A 22,236-nucleotide genomic window follows, 5' to 3' on the forward strand; every position below is an offset into this window, starting at 1 on the left:
ACTAAAATATACGGCATTATTTATTATGAAAAAATTACTACCGACATCTACTGCTGGCAGTTTACCTAAGCCTTTATGGCTTGCAGAGCCAGAAACACTTTGGTCACCTTGGAAATTACAAGGTGATGAATTAACTCAAGGCAAACACGACGCTCTTCGATTGTCATTATTCGACCAACAACAAGCAGGCATTGATATTGTTAGCGATGGTGAGCAAACAAGGCAACACTTTGTAACTACATTTATAGAGCACCTAAATGGCGTTGACTTTGAAAAACGTAAAACAGTAAAAATTCGTGACCGATACGACGCAAGTGTACCCACCGTTGTGGGCCCTGTCAGCCGTCAAAAGTCTGTGTTTGTTGAAGACGCTAAATTTTTACGCAAGCAAACCAAGCAACCAATAAAATGGGCATTGCCAGGCCCAATGACAATGATAGACACGCTTTACGACGATCATTATAAAAGCCGCGAAAAACTAGCGTGGGAATTTGCCATAATTCTAAATCAAGAAGCAAAAGAGTTAGAAGCCGCAGGCGTTAATATTATTCAATTTGACGAGCCCGCGTTTAATGTATTTTTTGATGAAGTAAACGACTGGGGAATTGCCTGTTTAGAGCGCGCAATTGAAGGGCTTAAATGCGAAACAGCCGTGCATATTTGCTATGGCTACGGCATTAAAGCCAATACAGATTGGAAAAAAACACTAGGAAGTGAATGGCGACAGTACGAAGAAGCATTCCCTAAACTTCAGCAATCTAAAATCGATATTATTTCACTAGAGTGCCATAACTCGCATGTACCAATGGATTTACTAGAACTCATTCGCGGTAAAAAAGTAATGGTAGGCGCAATTGATGTAGCAAATCATACTATCGAAACGCCAGAAGAAGTAGCTAATACGCTACGTAAAGCACTGCAATTTGTAGATGCCGACAAACTCTACCCGTGTACAAACTGCGGCATGGCTCCACTACCTCACCATATAGCCAGAGGTAAACTAAATGCCTTGAGCGCTGGGGCTGAAATTATAAGAAAAGAACTAAATAAGTAAAATAGGGTTTAAATCTACATACGCCCTAAGATGAATCAACTTACCTAACGGCATTGAAAAGTAAGAGATCACCACTGTTAAAGCTTGCGGTGGGAAGTGAGCTTTAGAGCTTGCTGTCCACCTCAGAGGTGTTGTTAGGTATACACTGCTCGAAAGAGAACAATACCTGTAATTATGATCAAAGAACAATATATAAACTGCTCAGCTAAGTATATCAATAATCTACTTTTTACAGAACACTTAAACATATAAGACTCTTTGTAAATTAAGCCATAAATTAGCAATATAAACCATGCTAAAAAGAATATAGATATTAATACGAGTTTTGCAAACGGCTGAATTAGGATATCACTAATTGCCAACCCACAAAGTAAGAATACAACGATTAAGAAAGTAGACTCAAAAATAGTTTTGAATTTTTCTTTAAGGATCAACACCAGACTCAATACTTCCTTGTATACCTAACAAGCCTATAGATTAACTCGTTTTTTATTTGTTTTTTTTCTCACCATACTGAGCTACTGTTCATATATTGTAAATTTTAGTTTTCATCTTGTAATTCTAGGTCTGTTATCGTTACGGATGTCTCACCGTAATTCTTAGCTCTTACTCTCATTAACTCCTTTAACCTGGTTATTTCTCTAGCTGAAAGTCTGAACTTTCCACCTGTGTTCGCGTCTTTAGTGACTTTATCGGTCAACGCATAATTTCTTGACATTCCTATTGATGCTGCTGAGTTAGTAGACATGCCCCCACCAAAGACTCTTTTACTTCCAAATAGATCAGCAATTGCCCAATTATTTATAATGGGTTCAATTTTATCCGACTTATTTATTATTTCTTGGGTTGTTTTATCAGCAAATTGCAACAGATGAAGTTTGAGGTCATTGCTAAAATTAGGAAAATAATCAGCATTTCTCGCATAATAACTTGAGACCTCTAAACTATTTAGAGAATCAATTTTTGTACCTCTATTCGAATTGACAAAATCTGTTGCATTATTTTTTAATAGCTTATATACATTTTTACCTGAAAAGGCTTTTTTATTGATATTTGGGCTGCCGATATACCCTTGATATAATCCATAAATAATTAAAGGTTCTTTACTATAGTTTTTATCTAAAATCCCATACTGTATGTCACTGAGACTCAACTGAAGACTACCAATATTCACTAGCTTTTTATCCAATAGTGAGTCAGGACCAGTTAATATTTTTTCTAAACTAACTATTGGATACCGCTTAACAATTTCGTTAATTAAAGTAATGTTATAAAGATTAAGCCAATAGGCCAATTGCTCTTGTTTTGAATATAAATTAAGGTTGTTTTTCTCGGGCAATGATTCTAAATATTTTTTAACATCATTGACTAAACTTTTTTGTTTAGGAGATTTTATCAACTCATATGTGAATCTGTTACTTTCATTATGGGTAGCACTGGGGAAAACATTTCTTAACCTAGTACCTATCGGAGGTTTGTCAAGTTTAGCATTTATTCTTCTGGATGGCCCCATATCAAGAACATTCGATTCTAATAATATGTTCACAGGTTCAAAGTTTATTGTTAACTTAGATTTAGGTGAATAACCGCTAAATTGAGGGTAGGCTTTATCCTCAGCATGAAGATATTTTGGGGCGCTTAAAAGCAACAACAAACAACTAAACTTGATCAATAAACTAACTAATTTAAATAAACTCATAAAAAATCCTTATTTTGAGTAGAATAGCCCACATTCTTCATGAGCAACATAACGAATCTGTAGATTAACTCGTTTTTTATTTATTTTTATTGATAAACAAACCATAGCTGAGTTCCTATTTTCGTTCAATTGATTACTGTAATTTTACGCAGAATATAAAAAAGTGTTTGATATTGTTTTAATTGGCGTTTTGGAAGGGGTTGCGGCTGGTTGAGTAGCTTTAATTTAGGGTAAAAGGGCCTCCCTTTCTTAATTTATCGTCTTTTGCAACTTTTCTATTTTATGAACAAGGCAATACAGTTGCCGCAGTGTAAAGTAAAGGCATTCACTTTTTTTTGACCCCGTAAGGTCAATTTATTCATGCCTTTATTCACTGTAATATTCCGCTTTTTATTTAAAGGAAAGCGGGCTCTATACAGCCGAGTCGTTTGCCATTCTTTAATAAACAGCTATCGTAGCCCGATTGGGCTGTCTATTTTTACTTTCATTTTGTCTACATAGCTCAGCTTTTTGCGTGATTCATTATTTATAATAATGCACTCTTCATACTGTTTTTGTTGGCTTTTTTCCTAATGATTAGGATAGGTGTCATCCTAATCATTATTTTCCTCAAAGTGATGAGGAGGTGTCCACTAAAACGGGTCAGGAGCATTGTCCTTGTTTAACAGCTTGTTATAACTAATTACCACTTCTAAGCTGTTCTTTTAAGTTAAGGTTTTCATTTTTCAATATTTCAACTTGCTGCTTGTAAGATGCAACTTCACTCTTTAAGCTAGAAACATCAGACTGTATCTCATCTAGTTTTTCTACAATTTCTATGGAACGTGCATTCCCCAAAAAGAGAACAATTAACGCTATTACGAATAACGTGCCACCAGTTAACTTTACTTTTGATTCCATCCACTACAGCTCCTTTGATTATAACAATTTTGTCTACGACATTTGTCGTTTTATAAACCGACAAATGTCCATATATTACAGTGCATTTATCTTAATCATCAAATAAACACCTGTAAACAATTAGTTAACTGGAAATTATTTTTAATCAATGCACAAATACACGAAATGGTGGAGATCAGTAATATTGGACAAAACAACAATTACTGTCTATATATACAGTTAACTTTTACTAGAGATTCATATCATGAAATCATCTTTTTTAACTATGATAGCCGAACAAATGTATCTAAAGCGTTATGCTAAAAGTACTATTAAAGCGTATTTATACTGGATAGCTTCGTTTATTCGATTTAACTCTATGAGGCACCCAACAACGATGGGAGATAATGAAGTCGAACTTTTTTTAGCTTTTTTAAACTCGTTTAGTCAACCAACAAAATGTTGCTCCTAACACTCAAACACAAGCCTTAAATGCGTTGAGCTTTTTATTTAAAGAAGTGATTAAAAAGCCATTCTCATTAGGTTTTATTAAGAGCAAACGAGCAACTAATTTCACAACAAATTTCCAACGCCGTTATCAGTCCTTTTCAAGATTATAAACTCCCCGATTTAAAACAAAAAAGCATAACCCAAAGAGCTATGCTTTTAATCAACCTTAATCCAGTTCGGTTTACAAACGAATGCCGCCGTCTATTTCAACCACGCGGCCGGTAAAAAAGTCGTTTTCGATTATGTATTGTGCAGTATGCGCAATTTCGTCGCTTTCCCCTAAGCGCCCTACTGGCGTTACCGCGAGCATACGTTGTTTGGCTTCTGGCTTCATGGCGTCGGTCATGGCGGTACTTATTACACCTGGTGCAATAGCGCCTACACGTATACCAAATCGACCAAGTTCTTTAGCCCATGTGGTGGTAAGTGCCACTACGCCTGCTTTTGATGCCGCGTAGTTTGTTTGGCCTATGTTACCTGCGCGCGCTACGCTCGACATATTAACTATAACGCCGCCTTTACCAGATTCAATCATGTGGCTTGCAGCTTCCCGCCCGGCTAAAAACACACCTGTTAGGTTTACATCAATCACTGATTGAAATTGCTCAAGAGACATTTTTTTAACGACTTTGCCGTCTTTAGCCTTTATAAACATGCCGTCGCGTAAAATACCGGCGTTGTTTATTAGCACACCAATGTGGCCAAAATCGCTATTAATGGTATTAAATACGTTTTCTACTTCGCTCTCATTTGTTACGTTTGCGGCATAACCTTTAATATTGCTAGTTACACCTTCAAGCTGCGTTAATTGCTCGCATGCGTTGTTTAATAAGTCTTGCGCCATATCTATTAAAGCAATGTTGGCACCCATAAGTGCAAACTTTTGCGCCATTGCAAAGCCTAAACCTTGTGCGCCACCGGTTATTACTACCGTGTTATTTTTAATTTCCACGCGTTGCTCCTACTTAGAAAACAGTTTAAAAATGGCACTAAAGTCATCACTACCCGCACCTTGGTGCTGTAGCATAGTGTATAAATTTTTAGCCATTGAACCCATTGGGGTTGATGAATTACTTTGCTGCGCGGCTTCCATGGCAAGTCCTAGGTCTTTAGCCATTAAATCAACCATAAAGCCTGGTTTGTAATCGTTACTAGCCGGTGCGGTATCCATTACACCTGGGCAAGGATTGTAAAGCTCAAGCGTCCAGTTACGGCCAGAGCTTGCAGTCATAATGTCGCTAAGTACTTTAGGATCGAGGCCGTTATTTATACCCATTTGCAGTGCTTCGCTGGTGCCTGCCATTAAAATGCTAAGTAGCATGTTATTACATATTTTTGCTACTTGCCCTGCGCCAATATCGCCTGCATGAAATATGTTTTTGCCCATATCACTAAGCACTGTATTTGCTTTATTAAACGCTGCTTTTTCGCCACCTACAATAAAGGTAAGAGTGCCAGCAGTTGCGCCTGCAACGCCGCCCGATACCGGTGCATCTACAAAGCTAATACTCTGCTCGCCAAGTGCGCTGCCTACAGTGCGTGCTGATTCTGCATCTATTGTTGAGCAATCAATTACTAATGTATTTTTGCTCAGCACGTTAATTAAACCGCTGTCGCCGTTATTACCCAAGTATAGGGATTTAACATGTTTGCCCGCAGGTAACATGCTAATAAGTACGTCAGCATTTGTTGCGCACTGCTTTGCATCAACTGCGGCTTTTGCGCCTTTGCTTGCAAGTTCATTTACGACCGACTGGTTTAAATCGAACACGCTCACAGTATGTCCAGCTTTAATTAAGTTAGCCGCCATTGGGCCGCCCATATTGCCTAAGCCGATAAAACCGATATTGAGTTTAGTCATCGTCTTTCCTTTATTTGTGTATTGGCGTGTCTAAGCCATTAAGTGGGTGGTTTTCGCCAAAACGATTAACAAAAAAGCTGTCTATTATTGTTTGTGGTACATCACTTAATGTTTTGTATTGCCAATTAGGTGCGCCGTCTTTATCTATTAATAGCGCCCTTACACCTTCTTGAAACTCGCCTACTTCGCCAGCACGAACCGACATACCCAGCTCCATTTTAAAACACGCTAATAAGCTTTTGCCTTTACTTGTTTTTAATTGCTCACTAACGAGTGCGCAACTTAGTGGGCATCCGTGTTTAAGTGACTTTTGGGCGCGTTGTAGCCATTTATCGTCAGTAGCTAGCCCTAAAATATAATCAACTTGCTCCTGCAAGGTTGTAAATTCACCCAGCTTTTGAATCGTTTTTAAATTAGCTTTTATATTGCCTTTTGGCATACGCGCAGATTGGTTGTCTAAATCGGTTAATAACTTAGTTAAACGCTCATGATTTAAACTTGCGGTTTTGCCCCACTTTGCAGTTAAAATTTGCGTAAGCATGGAATCATATTTAGTGCTGTCGATAAAGTGATCGGCAAGTGATACAGAACGCGCGTCGTCGCAGTTAATTGATGCCGACGTTAACCCTAAAAATAGCCCCACGTTTTGTGGCATTTTATGTAAAAAGTAACTGCCGCCTACATCTGGGTATAAACCTATGGTTTGCTCTGGCATGGCAATGCGAGATGTTTCGGTTACGACGCGATGGCTAGCACCGGCCATTAACCCTAAACCGCCGCCCATCACTATACCGTTACCCCAAACAAGGATTGGTTTATCAAAGGTATGAATAAGGTAATCAAGCTTGTACTCAAGCGTAAAAAACTCTTCAACTAAGCTTGTTGGTTTACCTTGCGCCATTGCATGATGAAGGCTTACAACATCGCCGCCTGCACAAAATGCTTTATCGCCTGCGCCTTTTAACAACACCATTGCAATAGCATCATCGTCTTGCCAAGCTCGCAATTGCGGCTCAAGTAATTTGATCATCTCAAAATTAAGTGCATTTAAGGCTTTTGGCGCATTGAGTGTAATAAGCCCAATTAAACTGCCGTTTTCTGCGGTTGCGGTTTCAAATACCACGGGCTCATCGGCGCTATTTAATAATGTTAAAGCACTCATTAGCCATTTACCCAGTTAGCGCGGCGTTTTTCTAAAAAGGCATTTACGCCCTCTTGTTGATCTTCGGTATCAAATAAACCAACAAATAACTCGCGCTCAAGAGGCAATACACTTGCCATTGGTTGATGGCGCCCTTTTTGAATCAATGTTTTACACGCAGCTACCGAGCTAGGGCTTTGATCGGCTACTTGGTTGGCCAGTTTTAATGCGGCCGCAAAGCTTTCACCCTGTGGAACTACTTCTTCTACTAAGCCAATTTGCAGAGCTTTATCAGCTTTTAGGCGCTCGCCGCATAAAATCATGCGTTTTGCCCAGCCTTCGCCAACTAGCCATGCTAAATTTTGTGTGCCACCCGCACACGGTAACAACCCAACTTTAGCCTCAGGGAGCGCCATTTGTGCTTGCTCTTCCGCTATACGTACGTCGCACGCAAGGGCAACTTCTAGCCCGCCACCCATTGCATAGCCGTTAATGGCTGCAACCGACACGCCTCTAAAATTAGTAAGCGCTTCAAACGCTTCACCAAATACACGCGACATATCGGCGGCTACGCCTTTATCGCCACCAGCAAATACGTTTAGGTCGGCACCCGCGCTAAAAAACTTCTCGCCTTCACCAGTCAGTACTAATGCATAAATATTTTTATTGTTATTAAGCGCGTTAACGGTATTTTTTAAATCAACTAGGGTGTCTTTTGTCCAGGTGTTTGCTGGCGGGTTAGACATAGTTAAAATAGCAACATGACCTTCGGTTGTAAGTTCAATACTCGGATTAGATTTAGATTCTGACATACATTGCTCCTTATAAAACGTCGCTTGCAGACTCAGCCAAAATACGGCGCGCTATAATCACACGCATAATTTCGTTAGTGCCCTCTAAAATTTGATGAACGCGTACATCACGTACATGGCGCTCAAGCGGGTATTCTTTTATGTAACCGTAACCACCATGAATTTGCAGTGCGTCGTTACACACAGTAAAGCCAACATCGGTAGCAAAGCGTTTAGCCATGGCGCAGTAAGTGGTTTTTTCAACGTCGTTATTATCAAGTTTAAATGCAGCAAGCCTTACCATTTGGCGCGCAGCTACAAGTTCGGTGTTCATATCGGCAATTTTAAATTGCAATGCTTGAAACGCAGCCAATGGTTTACCAAATTGTGTACGTTCTTTTAAATATTCACGGGCTGTATTAAGCGCCGCTTGCGCTGTACCAATTGAACATGTGGCAATGTTAATTCGGCCGCCATCAAGGCCTTGCATCGCAAATTTAAAGCCTTCGCCTTCTGCGCCTAACAAGTTATGCGCAGGAATGCGTACATCTTCAAAGCTAATTAGGCGTGTTGGTTGTGCGTTCCAACCCATTTTTTCTTCAGCTTTGCCGTATTCAACGCCTTTTGCGTCGGCAGGCACTACAAATGCCGAAATACCCGCAGCGCCTTCGCCGCCTGTACGTGCCATTACCACTAATACTTCGGTTTCGCCAGCGCCCGATATAAACATTTTTGAGCCGTTAATAACGTACTCATCACCCTCAAGCACTGCTTTAGTTTTAAGTGATGCGGCGTCTGAGCCCGAGCCTGGCTCTGTTAAACAGTAAGAGGCAAGTAACTCGCCCATAACTAATTGCTCTACGTATTTGTCTTTAGCGGCATCGGTACCAAAACTTGCTACCATCCAGGTGGCCATATTATGAATGGTCAACATGGCCGTTGTTGCGGTACAACCCATAGCAAGTTGTTCAAAAATAATGCTCGAATCTAAACGTGATAAACCAAGGCCGCCTGCTTCCTCTGGCGTGTATAAACCACAAAAACCAAGCTCGCCCGCAGCTTTAATCGTGTCTTTAGGAAAGATATGTTCGCGATCCCATTTTGCGGCATGGGGCGCAAGTTCTGACTCGGCAAATTGACGTGCAGTTTGTGCAAAGGCTTGTTGATCTTCAGATAAGTTAAAGTCCATGGTAGACCTCTTTAATTGTGTTAGTTGTGTTGTTAGCGTTTCCCGTTACAGGGATAGTTTGTGACGAGCGGCGAAGGCTTATGTGTGTGTTGTGTGTGAAGTAGCCTTCGCGCCCATCTTTTTTATTATTAGTTATTCGTTTTAATCATGATTACTTTAAGTTAATACTCATGTTTGGACCCGACGCAATGTCGTCTTCAAACCAACGTGAGGTAATCGTTTTAGTTTCTGTGTAAAAACGAATACCTTGTTTACCGTACGTGTGAGTATCGCCGTAAAACGAGCCTTTCCATCCGGTGAACGAAAAGAACGGAAGTGGCACCGGAATTGGCACATTAATACCTACTTGGCCTACTTCAATTTCGTGTTGGAATTTACGAGCCACTGCGCCGCTTGAGGTAAATAATGAGGTGCCGTTACCGTAAGGGCTGTCGTTAATAAGGGCGATTGCCTCTTCAAGCGTGTCTACAAACATACACGCTAGTACTGGACCAAATATTTCTTCTTTGTATAAATCCATCTCTTTGGTTACATCGGTAAATAACGTTGGGCCAACCCAGTTACCTTGCTCATACCCTTCAACCGTAAAGTCAGAACCATCAATTAAACAGGTAGCGCCTTGCTCTTTACCACCAGCAATGAGTGATAAAATACGTGCCTTTGCTGCTTTTGATGTTTGTGGACCGTATGCCGCGTTTGCATCATCCCACACGCCTGGGCGTACATTTTCAAAGCCTGCTTTTATTTCATCTACCCACTGACTTGCTTGACCTACAAACACAGCAACCGAAATACCCATACAGCGCTGGCCAGCAGCACCGACAGATGCGCCTACTAAGTTGTTTACAACGTGCGATTTACTTGCATCAGGCATAATAACCATGTGGTTTTTAGCGCCAACACAGGCTTGCACACGTTTAAGGTTTTGCGTGCCTTTAGAATAAATATAAGCACCTACACCACACGAGCCAACAAACGAAATAGCGCGTACTGCTTTGTCTTCTAGTAAGCGGTCTACTTGTGGTTTTGTACCGTGAACAACTTGTAATACGCCTTTTGGTGCACCAGCTTCAATAAATAGCTCTGCTAAACGCATTGGTGTAAGTGGATCTTGCTCAGACGGTTTTAAAATAAAGGTGTTACCACACACAATAGCCAGCGGAAACATCCAAAGTGGGATCATTGCAGGGAAGTTAAACGGGGTAACACCTGCACATACGCCAAGTGGCTGCATGTAAGAATACGTATCGATTTTACGCGCTACGTTTTCCATTGTTTCACCCATCATTAATGATGGAGCGTTAGCGGCTTGTTCTACTACTTCAATACCACGCCAAACATCGCCTTTTGCATCTTCAAATGTTTTACCCAATTCGTGGCAAATAATGGTAGCAAGCTCATCATGGTGTTCTTTTAATAGCGCAGCGTACTTCATCATAATGCGAGCACGTTCAGTAATGGGTACGTCTTTCCATGTTTTAAACGTCTCTGAGGCTGAGGCAATTGCCGCGTCCATTTCTGACTCTGTGGTACATGGCACTTGTGCAAGTACTTCTTGATTTGCTGGGTTTATAACATCGATAAGCTCTTTTGACGCTGATTGAATAAATTCGCCATTAATAAGTAGTGGAACTTGGTGCATGATTAAATCCTAGTGTGTGAGTTGTGTGTTCTCTTTTGAAATTGGTAGCGCCGCTTTATTAGTATTATTAGTGCAGCGCTTTTATAGTTATTAATTTAGGTATTCGTTTAACTCTTCATGTTGCTGTTAAATACCTAATTAGTAAGCTTCTACAGCCATAGCAACCGCTTCACCGCCACCAATACATAAAGACGCAATGCCTTTTTTAAGGCCTCGGTTTTTAAGAGCATGAATAAGCGTTACTAAAATACGCGCGCCGCTTGCACCAATTGGGTGGCCAAGTGCACATGCACCGCCATTAACGTTTACTTTGCTTTCATCAAGTTTTAACTCGTTAATAGCCAGCATGGTTACCATGGCAAATGCTTCGTTAATTTCCCAAAGATCAACATCGTTTACAGCCCAACCTGCTTTTTCAAGCACGCTGTTCATAGCCCCTACTGGCGCTACTGTAAATTCACTTGGTTTTTGAGAATGCGTGCTGTGCGCTACAATTTTACAAAGCGGTGTTAAGCCCTGCTCTTTTGCTTTTGATTCGCTCATTAATATAAGCGCTGCGCCACCGTCTGAAATTGACGATGAATTAGCCGCTGTAATAGTGCCGTCTTTTTTAAAAGCTGCACGTAAGGTGGGGATTTTTTCTGGACGGGCGTTACCTGGTTGCTCATCAATCGATACTGTTACATCGCCTTTGCGTGTTTGCATTGTATGGGGTGCAACTTCGTTATCAAAGCTACCATTGTGTATTGCTGCTTTTGCTTTACTTAATGAGCCTAATGCAAACGCATCCATTTGCTCGCGGCCAATGCCGTATTCATCGGCGGTGTCTTGTGCAAAACAACCCATTGCTTTGTTGTCGTAAGCATCTTCAAGGCCATCGCTCATCATGTGATCTTTTATTTCGCCATGTCCCATGCGCATACCGCCACGCGCTTTTGGTATAAAGTACGGTGCATTTGTCATGCTCTCCATGCCACCAGCAATAGCAGATTGAATTGAGCCCGCTTTAATTAAATCGTTTGCAAGCATGGCTGCTTTTAAACCAGAGCCACATACTTTGTTAATTGTTGTAGCGCCAGTGCTAAGTGCAAGGCCTGCTTTTAACATTGCTTGGCGTGCAGGTGCTTGCCCAAGGCCTGCTGGTAATACACAGCCCATAATTACTTCGTCTATTGCATCATTAGCTAAACCAGTTTGTGTGAGTACACTTGCAATGGCGGTAGCGCCAAGCTCGGTAGACTGCGCATCACTTAACGCTCCCATAAAACCACCCATTGGGGTGCGTTTTGCTGCTACAATTACCACTGATTCTAAAGTCATAACTAACTCCATTGTATTTATATGCAAATAGTTGTTAGTATATTTGCTCTATTAATTTAGTATTCATTTATTATTTAATACCCTTACACAATACTAACGTTTACGCCAACGTCAACTAAAAACAGCTTAATTTTTAGTTTTATAAGTGTAAGGATTATTTTCCATCGGTTGGACTACACTGATAAAATAAAAATAACCCATTGAATATTAATAATATAAATCAATACCTCGCTTAAACATCCCTTTATAAATAGTTTCAAACCACACCAAGCTTTACCTTTACGTAAACTTCACTTATATTGGAGTTATTCGAATGAGGTAAATACAATTATGAAACCAGATAATCAAACAAACTTTGCAAGCTCAGCCAAAATGCCGGCCAGTAATGAACAAACATTTAGCATTAGCGAACTCGCTAAAGAATTTGACATTACAACCCGCTCTATTCGCTTTTACGAAGACCAAGGGTTAATAACGCCAGAACGTAATGGTCAAACCCGTATTTATTCAAAACGCGATAAAGTGCGTTTAAAACTAATATTACGTGGTAAGCGCCTTGGCTTTACATTGGCCGAAACCGGTCGTTTGTTTGAACTGTACGACGCAGATAAATCAAGCGCTAAGCAGTTGGTTACTATGCTTGACCTTATTTCAGAAAAAAAAGCAGACCTATCTCAACAAATGGACGACATTAAAGTTGTTCTTATGGAGTTGGTGACGGCCGAGCGCCGCTGCAGAGACACGCTTAATAAAATAGACGAGTAAGTTTATTTTTAAAATAACAACACACTGACAACACACACGTCACACAGGAATGAATCATGAGCACTATTTCACTATATAAAGAAATGAACTTTGGCCTTGGCGAAACCGCCGATATGATCCGCGACCACGTAAATAGTTTTGCGAGTCAGGAGATTGCCCCGCTTGCTGAAAAAACGGACTTAGACAACGCTTTCCCAAATCAACTTTGGACTCAAATGGGCGAAATGGGCGTACTAGGTATGACCGTATCTGAAGAGCTAGGCGGCGCAGGATTAGGTTACTTAGAACATGTTATTGCTATGGAAGAAATAAGCCGTGCCAGTGCCTCTATAGGGTTAAGCTATGGAGCACATTCAAACCTGTGCGTTAATCAAATTAACCGTAACGGCACACAAGCTCAAAAAGAAAAATACTTACCTAAGCTTATTAGTGGTGAGCACATTGGTGCTCTTGCAATGAGCGAGCCTAATGCGGGTTCTGACGTTGTATCGATGAAACTCAAAGCCGAAAAAAAAGGAGATAAGTACATTTTAAACGGTAATAAAATGTGGATCACCAATGGCCCAGACGCACACACACTCGTTATTTACGCTAAAACAGATTTAAACGCTGGCGCTAAAGGCATTACCGCATTTATTGTTGAGAGCAACTTTCCTGGTTTTTCAACAGCACAAAAGCTCGACAAACTGGGTATGCGCGGCTCAAATACCTGTGAGCTAGTATTTGAAAACTGCGAAGTACCCCAGGAAAACATTTTAGGTAACTTAAACGAAGGCGTTAAAGTACTTATGAGTGGTCTTGATTACGAACGCGTAGTACTTGCAGCGGGCCCGCTTGGCATAATGCAAGCGTGTATGGACATAGTGGTACCGTACATTCATGAGCGTAAACAGTTTGATACCCCTATTGGTCAATTTCAGTTAATTCAAGGCAAAATAGCCGACATGTATACACAAATGAATGCTGCGCGCTCATACGTATACACGGTAGCTAAAGCGTGTGACCGAGGCGAAACCACCCGTAAAGATGCCGCCGGTGCCATTTTATACGCCGCAGAGCTTGCAACTAAAATGGCGCTAGATGCAATTCAAATTTTAGGTGGCAATGGCTACATAAACGAATACGCAACGGGTCGTCTTCTTCGTGACGCTAAATTATACGAAATTGGTGCAGGTACATCCGAAATTCGTCGCATGCTTATTGGCCGCGAACTTTTCACAGAAAGCCGTTAAGGATTAAACCATGACTATTTTAAAATCGAGCGTTAATCCTCACGACCCAACGTTTGTGCAAAACCATAAAAATATGTCAGCGCTGGTGGATGATTTACGCAGTAAAGTAGCAACAATTAGCCAAGGCGGAGGCGCTGCATTAAAAGAGCGCCACGAAGGCCGTGGTAAATTATTTGTACGCGACCGCATAAATACATTAATTGACGAAGGCTCACCGTTTTTAGAAATTTCGCAATTTGCTGCCTTTGGTGTGTACGAACAAGCAATACCTTGTGCAGGCGTTGTAGCCGGTATTGGCCGTGTTAAAGGCGTTGAATGCATGATTATTGCAAACGATGCCACGGTTAAAGGCGGTACATATTTTCCGCTTACCGTTAAAAAGCATTTACGCGCACAAGATATCGCCGAGCGCTGCCACTTACCGTGTATTTATTTGGTGGATTCGGGCGGTGCAAATCTGCCAGAGCAAGATGATGTATTTCCCGACAAACTGCATTTTGGTCGTATTTTTTACAATCAAGCCCGTATGTCGGGTAAAGGCATTCCACAAATTGCTGTAGTAATGGGCTTATGTACCGCAGGTGGTGCGTACGTACCTGCAATGGCCGATGAAAGTATTATTGTAAAAGATCAAGGCACTATATTTTTAGCAGGTCCGCCCCTTGTAAAAGCAGCAACCGGCGAAGAAGTAACAGCCGAAGAGTTAGGCGGCGCCGATGTGCACTGTAAAATTTCGGGTGTTGCCGATCACTACGCTGAAAACGATGCTCATGCGCTGTCTATTGCGCGCCAATGTATTGAGCGTATTAATTATACACGCCCTACGGCCCCTCTTCTAGATGATGTAAAACCACCCCGTTACGATATAAACGAGCTTTACGGCATTGTAGGCACCGACCTTAAAAAGCCATTTGATGTACGCGAAGTAATAGCGCGCACAGTGGACGACTCATCATTTGATGAATTTAAACGTTACTTTGGTGAAACGCTGGTCACCGGTTTTGCCAGTATTTACGGCAATCCTGTTGGCATAGTGGCTAATAACGGTATTTTATTTAGTGAGTCGGCGCAAAAAGGCGCGCACTTTATTCAACTGTGTGCTCAGCGCAATATTCCTTTAGTATTTTTACAAAATATTACCGGCTTTATGGTGGGTAAAAAATACGAAGCCGAAGGTATTGCTAAGCACGGCGCTAAAATGGTGATGGCGGTTTCGTGTGCTGATGTGCCTAAATTCACAGTACTTATTGGCGGCTCATACGGCGCAGGTAACTACGGTATGTGTGGCCGTGCATTTGAACCAACCATGATGTGGATGTGGCCTAATGCCCGTATTTCGGTAATGGGCGGCGAGCAAGCAGCTGGTGTAATGGCGCAAGTTAAACAAGATGGTTTAGCACGCAAAGGCCAAACCATGAGCGAGCCAGAAATCAGTGATTTTAAAAAGCCAATTATTGAACAGTACGAAGAGCAAGGTCATCCGTATTACGCAAGCGCACGCTTGTGGGATGACGGCATTATAGACCCTGCCGATACGCGTAATGTATTAGGGCTTGCGTTAACGGCTGCGAATAACGCACCAAAACGTGATTCGAAATTTGGCGTATTTAGAATGTAACCGGAGCGCAAAATGTCAGTAACACTACAAATAACAAAATCTAATGTGGCTGTACTTGTGTTAAGTCGCCCAGAAAAAAGAAACGCATTTAACAGTGAAGTAATACACGAACTTATTCAGTGTATTGAACATGCAAATACGCTTGATATTCGTGCTTTGGTTTTAAAAACAGAAGGTAAACACTTTTCAGCCGGTGCCGATTTAGCCTGGATGAAATCAATGGCTGATAACAATTACACCGATAACCTAGCTGATTCAATGCAATTAGCTAAATTAATGCAGGTATTGGCAAGCTCCCCGCATCCTACAATTTGTGCTGTGCAAGGTGCCGCTTTTGGTGGTGCTCTGGGCTTAATAGCCTGTTGCGACATAGCCCTTAGTAAAGACGATGCACAATTTTGTTTAAGTGAAGTAAAACTGGGTCTTATTCCGGCGGTTATTAGTCCATACGTTATTAAAGCTATTGGTGAGCGCGCTGCTCGCAGGTACTTTTTAACGGCTGAAGTGTTTGATGCACATACTGCTAAGCAACTTGGCTTAATTCATCAAGTAACCGGTAATTTAGACTGTGCGCTCGATAATATGCTGCAAACACTGATTGATAACGGACCTGTTGCAGTAAAAGCCGCAAAAGCATTAATTAACGATGTAGCAAATAAACCAATAACCGATGAACTCATTGAGCTTACCGCAGAGCGTATTGCAAAAATTCGCGTATCTGAAGAAGGTCAAGAAGGGCTAAGTGCTTTTTTTGATAAACGCCCACCCGCTTGGCAACTGTAGGATTGATTATGAACACACAACGATTACAAAAAATACTGATTGCCAATCGTGGAGAAATTGCGTGCCGTGTAATGCGCAGCGCAAAACAAATGGGCTTAACCACGGTCGCGGTTTACTCTGATGCAGACAAACATGCCCAGCACGTAAAAATGGCTGACGAGGCTTACCATATTGGTGCCGCGCCAAGTAAAGATTCGTATTTAGTAGCAGACAAAATTTTACAAGTTGCCAAAGACTGCGGCGCTGACTGTATTCACCCAGGCTATGGTTTTTTATCTGAGAACAGCGAATTTGCTAAAGCCTGCGAAGCTAATAACATTGCTTTTATAGGGCCACCAGCAAGTAGCATTGAAGCAATGGGGTCTAAAACCCGCGCTAAAGAAATAATGGCAGCTGCTAATGTACCGTTAGTGCCTGGTTATTACGGTGATAAGCAAGACCCTGCTTTTTTACAAAGTGAAGCTGAAAAAATTGGCTACCCTGTACTCATTAAAGCGGCCTTTGGTGGCGGTGGTAAAGGCATGCGTGTGGTTGAAAAAGCACAAGACTTTATGAGCGCACTACAAGGTGCGCAACGTGAAGCGATTGCCGGTTTTGGTAACGACTTAGTGTTATTAGAGCGCTATGTAAACCAACCTCGCCATGTAGAAGTGCAAGTATTTGCAGATAACCATGGCAACTGTGTTTATTTAGGCGATCGTGATTGTTCTTTGCAACGTCGTCATCAAAAAGTAATTGAAGAAGCCCCTGCTCCGGGTTTATCTGACGCACTACGCAAAGAAATGGGCGAAGCGGCTGTACGTTGTGCTCTGGCTATAAATTATAGAGGCGCAGGTACGGTTGAGTTTTTACTGTGTGGCGATGAATTTTTCTTTATGGAAATGAATACGCGCCTTCAAGTAGAACACCCTGTGACCGAAATGGTAACGGGTGTAGATTTAGTCAATTGGCAAATTAATATTGCGGGTGGGCAAACATTGCCACTGACACAAAGTGATATTCAATTGCAGGGTCATAGCTTTGAAGCGCGAATATACGCAGAAGATCCAGCTAACGACTTTATCCCGTGTTCGGGCACTATTGAAGCACTACACACACCGCTTAACAGTGAATTTGTACGCATTGATACAGGCATTGCACAAGGCGACGAAATCAGCCCGTTTTACGACCCGATGATTGCAAAACTTATTGTGCACGACGACAATCGCGAACAAGCACTGAGCCGTTTACAACACGCTCTTGAGCAATTTCATTTAGCAGGTTTTAGCACTAACATTGGCTTTTTACATAATTTAGCAAGCCACCCTACGTTTAAACAAGGTGCGCCAAGTACACACTTTATTGCAGAGCAAGGTGATTCGTTAGTTGCGGTTAACGAATCGTTATTACAAGCAAGTCAGCTTATTGGTGCTTTTGCGTATTTAGAATCGTTAACTAATACCCAAAATACGCAAAGCAGTGCAAGCCCGTGGCAACAGCTGAGTGGTTTTACACTCAATGCACCACAAGTAATTAAAGTCCCTTTTGCCGATTTACAGCTAAGCGCTATAAAAACAGCAGCGGGTTATAGTATTACGCATAACGAGCATGTATTTAAACTACAAGGCACATTAAATAATAATCTGTGCACTGTTTTTATCAACGGTGAAAAACATAGCGCGCACGTAACTACGGTAGGCAATAGTGTGACAGTGATGAATAAAGCACTGCAAACTAAGCTTGAGCTAGTTGATAAACATTATATTAGTTCGCACGAAAGTGAAGCACTGCCACTTGCGGCGCCGCTTAATGGCACAGTAGTTAAGCACTTAATCGACATTGGTAGCACAATTACCAAAGGCGATGCGGTTGTTATTATCGAAGCCATGAAAATGGAATACACGCTAAACGCACCGCATGACGGCATTTTAAAAAGCTACTGTTTTGGTGAAGGCGAATTAGTAACGCATGGAGCCTTACTTGCTATTGTCGAAGATACAACTGAGGAAGGTGCATAATGAGTGCCTTTCCAAGTAAAGTACGTATTGTTGAAGTTGGCGCGCGAGACGGCCTACAAAACGAAAAAACAGTAAGCACAGCCGATAAAGTAGCGCTTATTAACGCCCTAAGTGCTGCTGGCTTAAAAGATATTGAAGCTGGCGCGTTTGTCTCCCCTAAGTGGGTGCCACAAATGGCAGACTCAGCGGATGTAATATCAGCCCTTGATTTACCCAATGTAAATTTAAGCGCCCTTACACCTAACTTAAAAGGTGCACAAGCAGCGCACGCTGTTGGCATTAAAGAGTTTGCTATATTTACCGCTGCAAGTGAGTCGTTTTGTCAAAAAAATATCAACTGCTCAATTGAGCAAAGTATTGAACGTTTTAGCGAAGTAATGGCGTTTGCTAAAGCTAATAATATTCGTGTACGTGGTTATGTAAGCTGTGTACTCGGTTGCCCCTATGAGGGTGATATTGACCCGCAAGCAGTACTAAGTGTATCGCAAAAGCTATTAGATTTAGGCTGTTACGAAGTAAGCCTTGGCGATACCATAGGTGTTGGCACCGCAAAAAAAGTAACGCAATTAATCGAGTTACTTTTAACGCACATTGATAAAGCCAAGTTGGCCGTGCATTTTCATGATACATACGGCCAAGCGCTCACAAATATTTACGCAGCTTTAAGCCTAGGTATTGCAACGGTTGACGCGGCAGTTGCGGGCCTTGGTGGCTGTCCTTATGCTAAGGGGGCGTCAGGAAATGTTGCCACCGAAGATGTAGTTTACTTACTGCAAGGGCTTGGCATTGAACACTCAATTGATTTACGAAGGTTAAGTGACGCTGGCTGGGAGATAACCAAAGCACTTGGTAAGCAACCTGTGAGCAAAGTATCTGTGGCACTGCACACAAAATAACCTGAGCTCTGGATAATAAATCTATCTCGAGCAGCTATTTTCAGCATTAACTGCGTTGAATTTACTTGCAATAGGCCAGCTATTGACGCGTAAATTCGCCTTGTTTTCACTGAAAATCTCTGGCTAGAGAAAATAAATTTAAATATCACCCTGATTCATATGTTAGTAAATCTATTAACCAGAGTTCAGGTTAAATAGCTATCTTATGAAATGATGATTAAAGATAGTTAACAACAAATAGCACACAATGAGGAGAGACTCATGGCCGGTTTTGATAAGGTAGTTTCTAGTTACGAAGCTGCAATGGAAGGATTAAAAGACGGCGATACCATTATTGCCGGTGGTTTTGGTTTATGTGGTATTCCTGAGGGCTTAATTAAACAAATTAAGCACATGCAAACAAAAAACTTAACCGTAGTATCTAATAACTGTGGTGTTGATGACTTTGGTTTAGGTATTTTATTACAAGACAAACAAATTAAAAAAGTAGTTGCCTCGTACGTTGGCGAAAATGCCCTATTCGAGCAGCAGTTATTAAGTGGCGAAATTGATGTAGAGCTTACGCCTCAAGGTACACTAGCTGAAAAAATGCGTGCTGGTGGCGCGGGTATACCTGCGTTTTACACCGCAACCGGTTACGGTACTCCTGTGGCTGAGGGTAAAGACGTAAAAGAGTTTAATGGTCGCCCGTATATTTTAGAAGAATCTATAACGGGTGAATTTGCTATTGTTAAAGCGTGGAAAGCCGACCGCTTTGGTAATTTAGTGTTTAGACACACCGCCATGAACTTTAATCCAATGGCGGCAACAGCGGGCAAAATTACCGTTGCCGAAGTAGAAGAAATTGTAGAGCCGGGTGAGCTTGAACCAAGCCAAATTCATACCCCGGGTATTTTTGTAAATCGCGTTATTAAAGGCAGCTTTGAAAAACGCATTGAACGTGTAACAACACGAGATTAAGCAGGAGCAAAATTATGGCATTATCACGTGAACAAGTTGCAATGCGCGTTGCACAAGAACTTCAAGATGGTTACTACGTAAATTTGGGCATAGGAATTCCGACACTCGTCGCAAACTATGTACCAGATGATATTGAAGTTATGTTACAGTCCGAAAATGGCCTTTTAGGCATGGGCCCGTACCCAACTAAAGCAGAGCTAGACGCCGATATGATTAACGCGGGTAAAGAAACCGTGACAGCAGCCACAGGTGCAGCCATATTTAATAGTGCAGATAGTTTTGCCATGATACGGGGTGGTCATGTAGACTTAACCGTTCTGGGTGCATTTGAAGTTGACCAGAACGGCAACATCGCATCGTGGATGATCCCTAAAAAGCTGATTAAAGGCATGGGTGGCGCGATGGATTTAGTCGCTGGCGCGAAAAATATTATTGTTACTATGACCCATGCAAGTAAGCATGGTGACTCTAAACTATTAGAAGCCTGCTCTTTACCGCTTACTGGCGTTAATTGCGTAAAAAAAATAGTAACAGATTTAGCCGTATTAGAAGTTAAAGACGGCGCATTTCATCTATTAGAACGTGCTCCGGGCGTATCTGTTGATGAAATCATTAGTAAAACAGCAGGTAAATTACTTGTTGACGGTGAAGTTCCAGAAATGGTTTTTTAGGCTCTAGCTTAAAAATAACGCTTTACCCTGTACCGACCTCATTCCCAGTGCCAATGGCGCTGAGTTACCCAAAATCCCTCTTACGAGGGATTTTTTTTATCTTTTGTCATTATTTTTACCGTCATTCATACATCTGTAGTAAATTTTATCTATAATACAAATATAAATTAAATGTAAGCGCTTAGATTCTTTGCACTATTTTGTGGATAGCCTGCACCCTTTTTGTGAACTAGCGTTAATTTTATTTTTAACCTACTGATATTTAAACATTAAATAGTTGGTTTAAATTTTGCCTAAGTAAGGCGTCTCAATAAATTAAATAATTCTGGAAAACATGCAAACTCCTATTCGTGGCCTTCGCTCTTTTTGCTTTGCCGCAAGAAGCCTAAGTTTTAAGCATGCAGCTAATGAGCTGTACTTAACGCCGTCTGCGGTAAGCCATCAAATAAAACAACTTGAAGAACAACTTGGTATTGAGCTTTTTCAACGTAAAACGCGTTCAATTAGCTTAACCACAGCGGGTAAAAACTTTTTTGATGCTGTGTCTCCTATCATCACAATGTTAGAGAGCACCATTAATGAATTTAGTCAGATGCAGCAAAATACAAATTTGACGATTACCTTGCCTGAATTTTTTGCCAGCGAACTACTCATGCCTAAATTAAGTGAGTGGACCTCAGAACACCCTAATATAAACCTGCAAATGGACACGCTTAAAACACGCAAAGAATTAACGCGTCATAGCGATTTATCTATTGTATTGTCCTCTGGTAAACCTACTGAAGGGTTAGCGACTGAGTTGTTTAACCTTGAATATATTCCTGCATGTAATAAAAAATTGCTCGATCAGTGGAGGGACGATCATCGTCAAGCGCTTAACCAAGTCCCGCTGATCCTCCACAAAGCTCGTCCTTGGGCATGGCACCAATGGGCTGAAAAAGCAGGTATTGATGACTTTTCTCCCTCGCAGATTATTCAAATAGATAGCATGTTTGGCGTAGCCCGTGCAGCGCAGCAAGGTATGGGAATTGCCCTTATTCCACTGCCAATTAGCCAAAGTTGGTTAGATGAGCAATGGTTGTATAAATTATTTGAACAGCCTTTAACCACTAAAGATAAATATTATTTAGTGCAGCACGAATCAAGTACCCCTAATCACCCGCTTGATTTATTTGCAAAGTGGGTTGTAAATACGTTTAGAAAAATCCAAGAATAATCCCTATTAGGC

Annotated in this window: 19 protein-coding genes and 1 pseudogene; 11 read left to right on the forward strand and 9 right to left on the reverse strand. The window is 41.4% G+C overall.

Annotation, left to right across the window (positions count from 1 at the left end):
* Positions 1–25: 25 nt before the first annotated feature.
* Complete coding sequence (locus H5160_RS00990) at positions 26–1,054, forward strand: methionine synthase (protein WP_182736425.1); 1,029 nt, start codon at positions 26–28, stop codon at positions 1,052–1,054.
* A 541-nt stretch (positions 1,055–1,595) separates the two neighbouring features.
* Here H5160_RS00990 and H5160_RS00995 read toward each other — a convergent pair.
* Together H5160_RS00995 and H5160_RS01000 are read right to left on the reverse strand one after the other, a co-directional pair.
* The gene (locus tag H5160_RS00995) at positions 1,596–2,753 is read right to left on the reverse strand and encodes a DUF547 domain-containing protein (RefSeq protein WP_182672632.1); all 1,158 of its coding nucleotides are present in this window, start codon (positions 2,751–2,753) and stop codon (positions 1,596–1,598) included.
* Between the two features lie 678 nt (positions 2,754–3,431).
* Positions 3,432–3,653, reverse strand: coding sequence for a hypothetical protein (locus H5160_RS01000; protein WP_002961860.1), 222 nt, complete (start codon positions 3,651–3,653; stop codon positions 3,432–3,434).
* A 244-nt stretch (positions 3,654–3,897) separates the two neighbouring features.
* Between H5160_RS01000 and H5160_RS20560 the strand changes: the two are divergent.
* A pseudogene (locus tag H5160_RS20560) lies at positions 3,898–4,201 on the forward strand (phage integrase N-terminal SAM-like domain-containing protein); the annotation flags it as partial.
* A gap of 122 nt (positions 4,202–4,323) precedes the next feature.
* On the opposite strand, the gene H5160_RS01015 reads toward H5160_RS20560, so the two are convergent.
* The 7 genes from H5160_RS01015 to H5160_RS01045 form a co-directional block, all read right to left on the reverse strand.
* Positions 4,324–5,094, reverse strand: a complete 771-nt coding sequence (locus tag H5160_RS01015; RefSeq protein ID WP_149592399.1) for an SDR family oxidoreductase — start codon at positions 5,092–5,094, stop codon at positions 4,324–4,326.
* Between the two features lie 9 nt (positions 5,095–5,103).
* The gene (gene mmsB / locus H5160_RS01020; protein WP_182736428.1) at positions 5,104–6,003 is read right to left on the reverse strand and encodes a 3-hydroxyisobutyrate dehydrogenase; all 900 of its coding nucleotides are present in this window, start codon (positions 6,001–6,003) and stop codon (positions 5,104–5,106) included.
* Between the two features lie 10 nt (positions 6,004–6,013).
* Positions 6,014–7,165, reverse strand: a complete 1,152-nt coding sequence (locus tag H5160_RS01025; protein ID WP_182736430.1) for an enoyl-CoA hydratase/isomerase family protein — start codon at positions 7,163–7,165, stop codon at positions 6,014–6,016.
* A complete protein-coding gene (locus H5160_RS01030; RefSeq protein ID WP_182736432.1) occupies positions 7,165–7,956 on the reverse strand; it encodes an enoyl-CoA hydratase in 792 nt (263 codons plus the stop codon). The genes H5160_RS01025 and H5160_RS01030 overlap by 1 nt, the downstream gene beginning before the upstream one ends.
* Positions 7,957–7,966: 10 nt before the next feature.
* Positions 7,967–9,124, reverse strand: coding sequence for an acyl-CoA dehydrogenase family protein (locus H5160_RS01035; protein WP_182736434.1), 1,158 nt, complete (start codon positions 9,122–9,124; stop codon positions 7,967–7,969).
* A 151-nt stretch (positions 9,125–9,275) separates the two neighbouring features.
* The gene (locus H5160_RS01040; protein WP_182736436.1) at positions 9,276–10,766 is read right to left on the reverse strand and encodes a CoA-acylating methylmalonate-semialdehyde dehydrogenase; all 1,491 of its coding nucleotides are present in this window, start codon (positions 10,764–10,766) and stop codon (positions 9,276–9,278) included.
* A 138-nt stretch (positions 10,767–10,904) separates the two neighbouring features.
* On the reverse strand, positions 10,905–12,086 hold the full coding sequence (locus tag H5160_RS01045; RefSeq protein ID WP_182736438.1) for an acetyl-CoA C-acyltransferase: 1,182 nt from the start codon (positions 12,084–12,086) through the stop codon (positions 10,905–10,907).
* 330 nt (positions 12,087–12,416) lie between these two features.
* Here H5160_RS01045 and H5160_RS01050 point away from each other — a divergent pair, with 330 nt between their 5' ends.
* The 9 genes from H5160_RS01050 to H5160_RS01090 all read left to right on the forward strand — a co-directional run bounded on the left by H5160_RS01050 (position 12,417) and on the right by H5160_RS01090 (position 22,224).
* The gene (locus tag H5160_RS01050; RefSeq protein WP_008135264.1) at positions 12,417–12,851 is read left to right on the forward strand and encodes a MerR family DNA-binding transcriptional regulator; all 435 of its coding nucleotides are present in this window, start codon (positions 12,417–12,419) and stop codon (positions 12,849–12,851) included.
* A gap of 56 nt (positions 12,852–12,907) precedes the next feature.
* Positions 12,908–14,083, forward strand: coding sequence for an isovaleryl-CoA dehydrogenase (locus tag H5160_RS01055; protein ID WP_182736440.1), 1,176 nt, complete (start codon positions 12,908–12,910; stop codon positions 14,081–14,083).
* A 10-nt stretch (positions 14,084–14,093) separates the two neighbouring features.
* The gene (locus H5160_RS01060) at positions 14,094–15,701 is read left to right on the forward strand and encodes a carboxyl transferase domain-containing protein (protein ID WP_182736441.1); all 1,608 of its coding nucleotides are present in this window, start codon (positions 14,094–14,096) and stop codon (positions 15,699–15,701) included.
* Positions 15,702–15,713: 12 nt separating this feature from the next.
* Positions 15,714–16,484, forward strand: coding sequence for an enoyl-CoA hydratase/isomerase family protein (locus H5160_RS01065; RefSeq protein ID WP_182197624.1), 771 nt, complete (start codon positions 15,714–15,716; stop codon positions 16,482–16,484).
* Between the two features lie 8 nt (positions 16,485–16,492).
* Complete coding sequence (locus H5160_RS01070; RefSeq protein WP_182736443.1) at positions 16,493–18,481, forward strand: acetyl/propionyl/methylcrotonyl-CoA carboxylase subunit alpha; 1,989 nt, start codon at positions 16,493–16,495, stop codon at positions 18,479–18,481.
* A complete protein-coding gene (locus H5160_RS01075) occupies positions 18,481–19,377 on the forward strand; it encodes a hydroxymethylglutaryl-CoA lyase (protein WP_182736445.1) in 897 nt (298 codons plus the stop codon). Before H5160_RS01070 ends, H5160_RS01075 begins: the two co-directional genes overlap by 1 nt.
* Positions 19,378–19,638: 261 nt before the next feature.
* A complete protein-coding gene (locus tag H5160_RS01080) occupies positions 19,639–20,337 on the forward strand; it encodes a CoA transferase subunit A (protein WP_008135270.1) in 699 nt (232 codons plus the stop codon).
* Between the two features lie 14 nt (positions 20,338–20,351).
* Positions 20,352–21,008 (forward strand): CoA transferase subunit B, encoded by a 657-nt coding sequence (locus H5160_RS01085; protein ID WP_039489749.1) that lies wholly within the window; start codon positions 20,352–20,354, stop codon positions 21,006–21,008.
* Positions 21,009–21,342: 334 nt separating this feature from the next.
* A complete protein-coding gene (locus tag H5160_RS01090) occupies positions 21,343–22,224 on the forward strand; it encodes a LysR family transcriptional regulator (RefSeq protein WP_002961883.1) in 882 nt (293 codons plus the stop codon).
* Positions 22,225–22,236 lie beyond the last annotated feature (12 nt).

This window comes from Pseudoalteromonas sp. SG43-4, assembly GCF_014164325.1.
Taxonomy (GTDB): Bacteria; Pseudomonadota; Gammaproteobacteria; order Enterobacterales; family Alteromonadaceae; genus Pseudoalteromonas; species Pseudoalteromonas distincta.

Bases quoted from the DNA above. Each gene is read 5' to 3' on its own strand.
- H5160_RS00990 (WP_182736425.1), top strand. From the start codon at position 26: ATGAAAAAATTACTACCGACATCTACTGCTGGCAGTTTACCTAAGCCT.
- H5160_RS00995 (WP_182672632.1), bottom strand. From the start codon at position 2,753: ATGAGTTTATTTAAATTAGTTAGTTTATTGATCAAGTTTAGTTGTTTG.
- H5160_RS01000 (WP_002961860.1), bottom strand. From the start codon at position 3,653: ATGGAATCAAAAGTAAAGTTAACTGGTGGCACGTTATTCGTAATAGCG.
- mmsB (WP_182736428.1), bottom strand. From the start codon at position 6,003: ATGACTAAACTCAATATCGGTTTTATCGGCTTAGGCAATATGGGCGGC.
- H5160_RS01025 (WP_182736430.1), bottom strand. From the start codon at position 7,165: ATGAGTGCTTTAACATTATTAAATAGCGCCGATGAGCCCGTGGTATTT.
- H5160_RS01030 (WP_182736432.1), bottom strand. From the start codon at position 7,956: ATGTCAGAATCTAAATCTAATCCGAGTATTGAACTTACAACCGAAGGT.
- H5160_RS01035 (WP_182736434.1), bottom strand. From the start codon at position 9,124: ATGGACTTTAACTTATCTGAAGATCAACAAGCCTTTGCACAAACTGCA.
- H5160_RS01040 (WP_182736436.1), bottom strand. From the start codon at position 10,766: ATGCACCAAGTTCCACTACTTATTAATGGCGAATTTATTCAATCAGCG.
- H5160_RS01045 (WP_182736438.1), bottom strand. From the start codon at position 12,086: ATGACTTTAGAATCAGTGGTAATTGTAGCAGCAAAACGCACCCCAATG.
- H5160_RS01050 (WP_008135264.1), top strand. From the start codon at position 12,417: ATGAAACCAGATAATCAAACAAACTTTGCAAGCTCAGCCAAAATGCCG.
- H5160_RS01055 (WP_182736440.1), top strand. From the start codon at position 12,908: ATGAGCACTATTTCACTATATAAAGAAATGAACTTTGGCCTTGGCGAA.
- H5160_RS01060 (WP_182736441.1), top strand. From the start codon at position 14,094: ATGACTATTTTAAAATCGAGCGTTAATCCTCACGACCCAACGTTTGTG.
- H5160_RS01065 (WP_182197624.1), top strand. From the start codon at position 15,714: ATGTCAGTAACACTACAAATAACAAAATCTAATGTGGCTGTACTTGTG.
- H5160_RS01070 (WP_182736443.1), top strand. From the start codon at position 16,493: ATGAACACACAACGATTACAAAAAATACTGATTGCCAATCGTGGAGAA.
- H5160_RS01075 (WP_182736445.1), top strand. From the start codon at position 18,481: ATGAGTGCCTTTCCAAGTAAAGTACGTATTGTTGAAGTTGGCGCGCGA.
- H5160_RS01080 (WP_008135270.1), top strand. From the start codon at position 19,639: ATGGCCGGTTTTGATAAGGTAGTTTCTAGTTACGAAGCTGCAATGGAA.
- H5160_RS01085 (WP_039489749.1), top strand. From the start codon at position 20,352: ATGGCATTATCACGTGAACAAGTTGCAATGCGCGTTGCACAAGAACTT.
- H5160_RS01090 (WP_002961883.1), top strand. From the start codon at position 21,343: ATGCAAACTCCTATTCGTGGCCTTCGCTCTTTTTGCTTTGCCGCAAGA.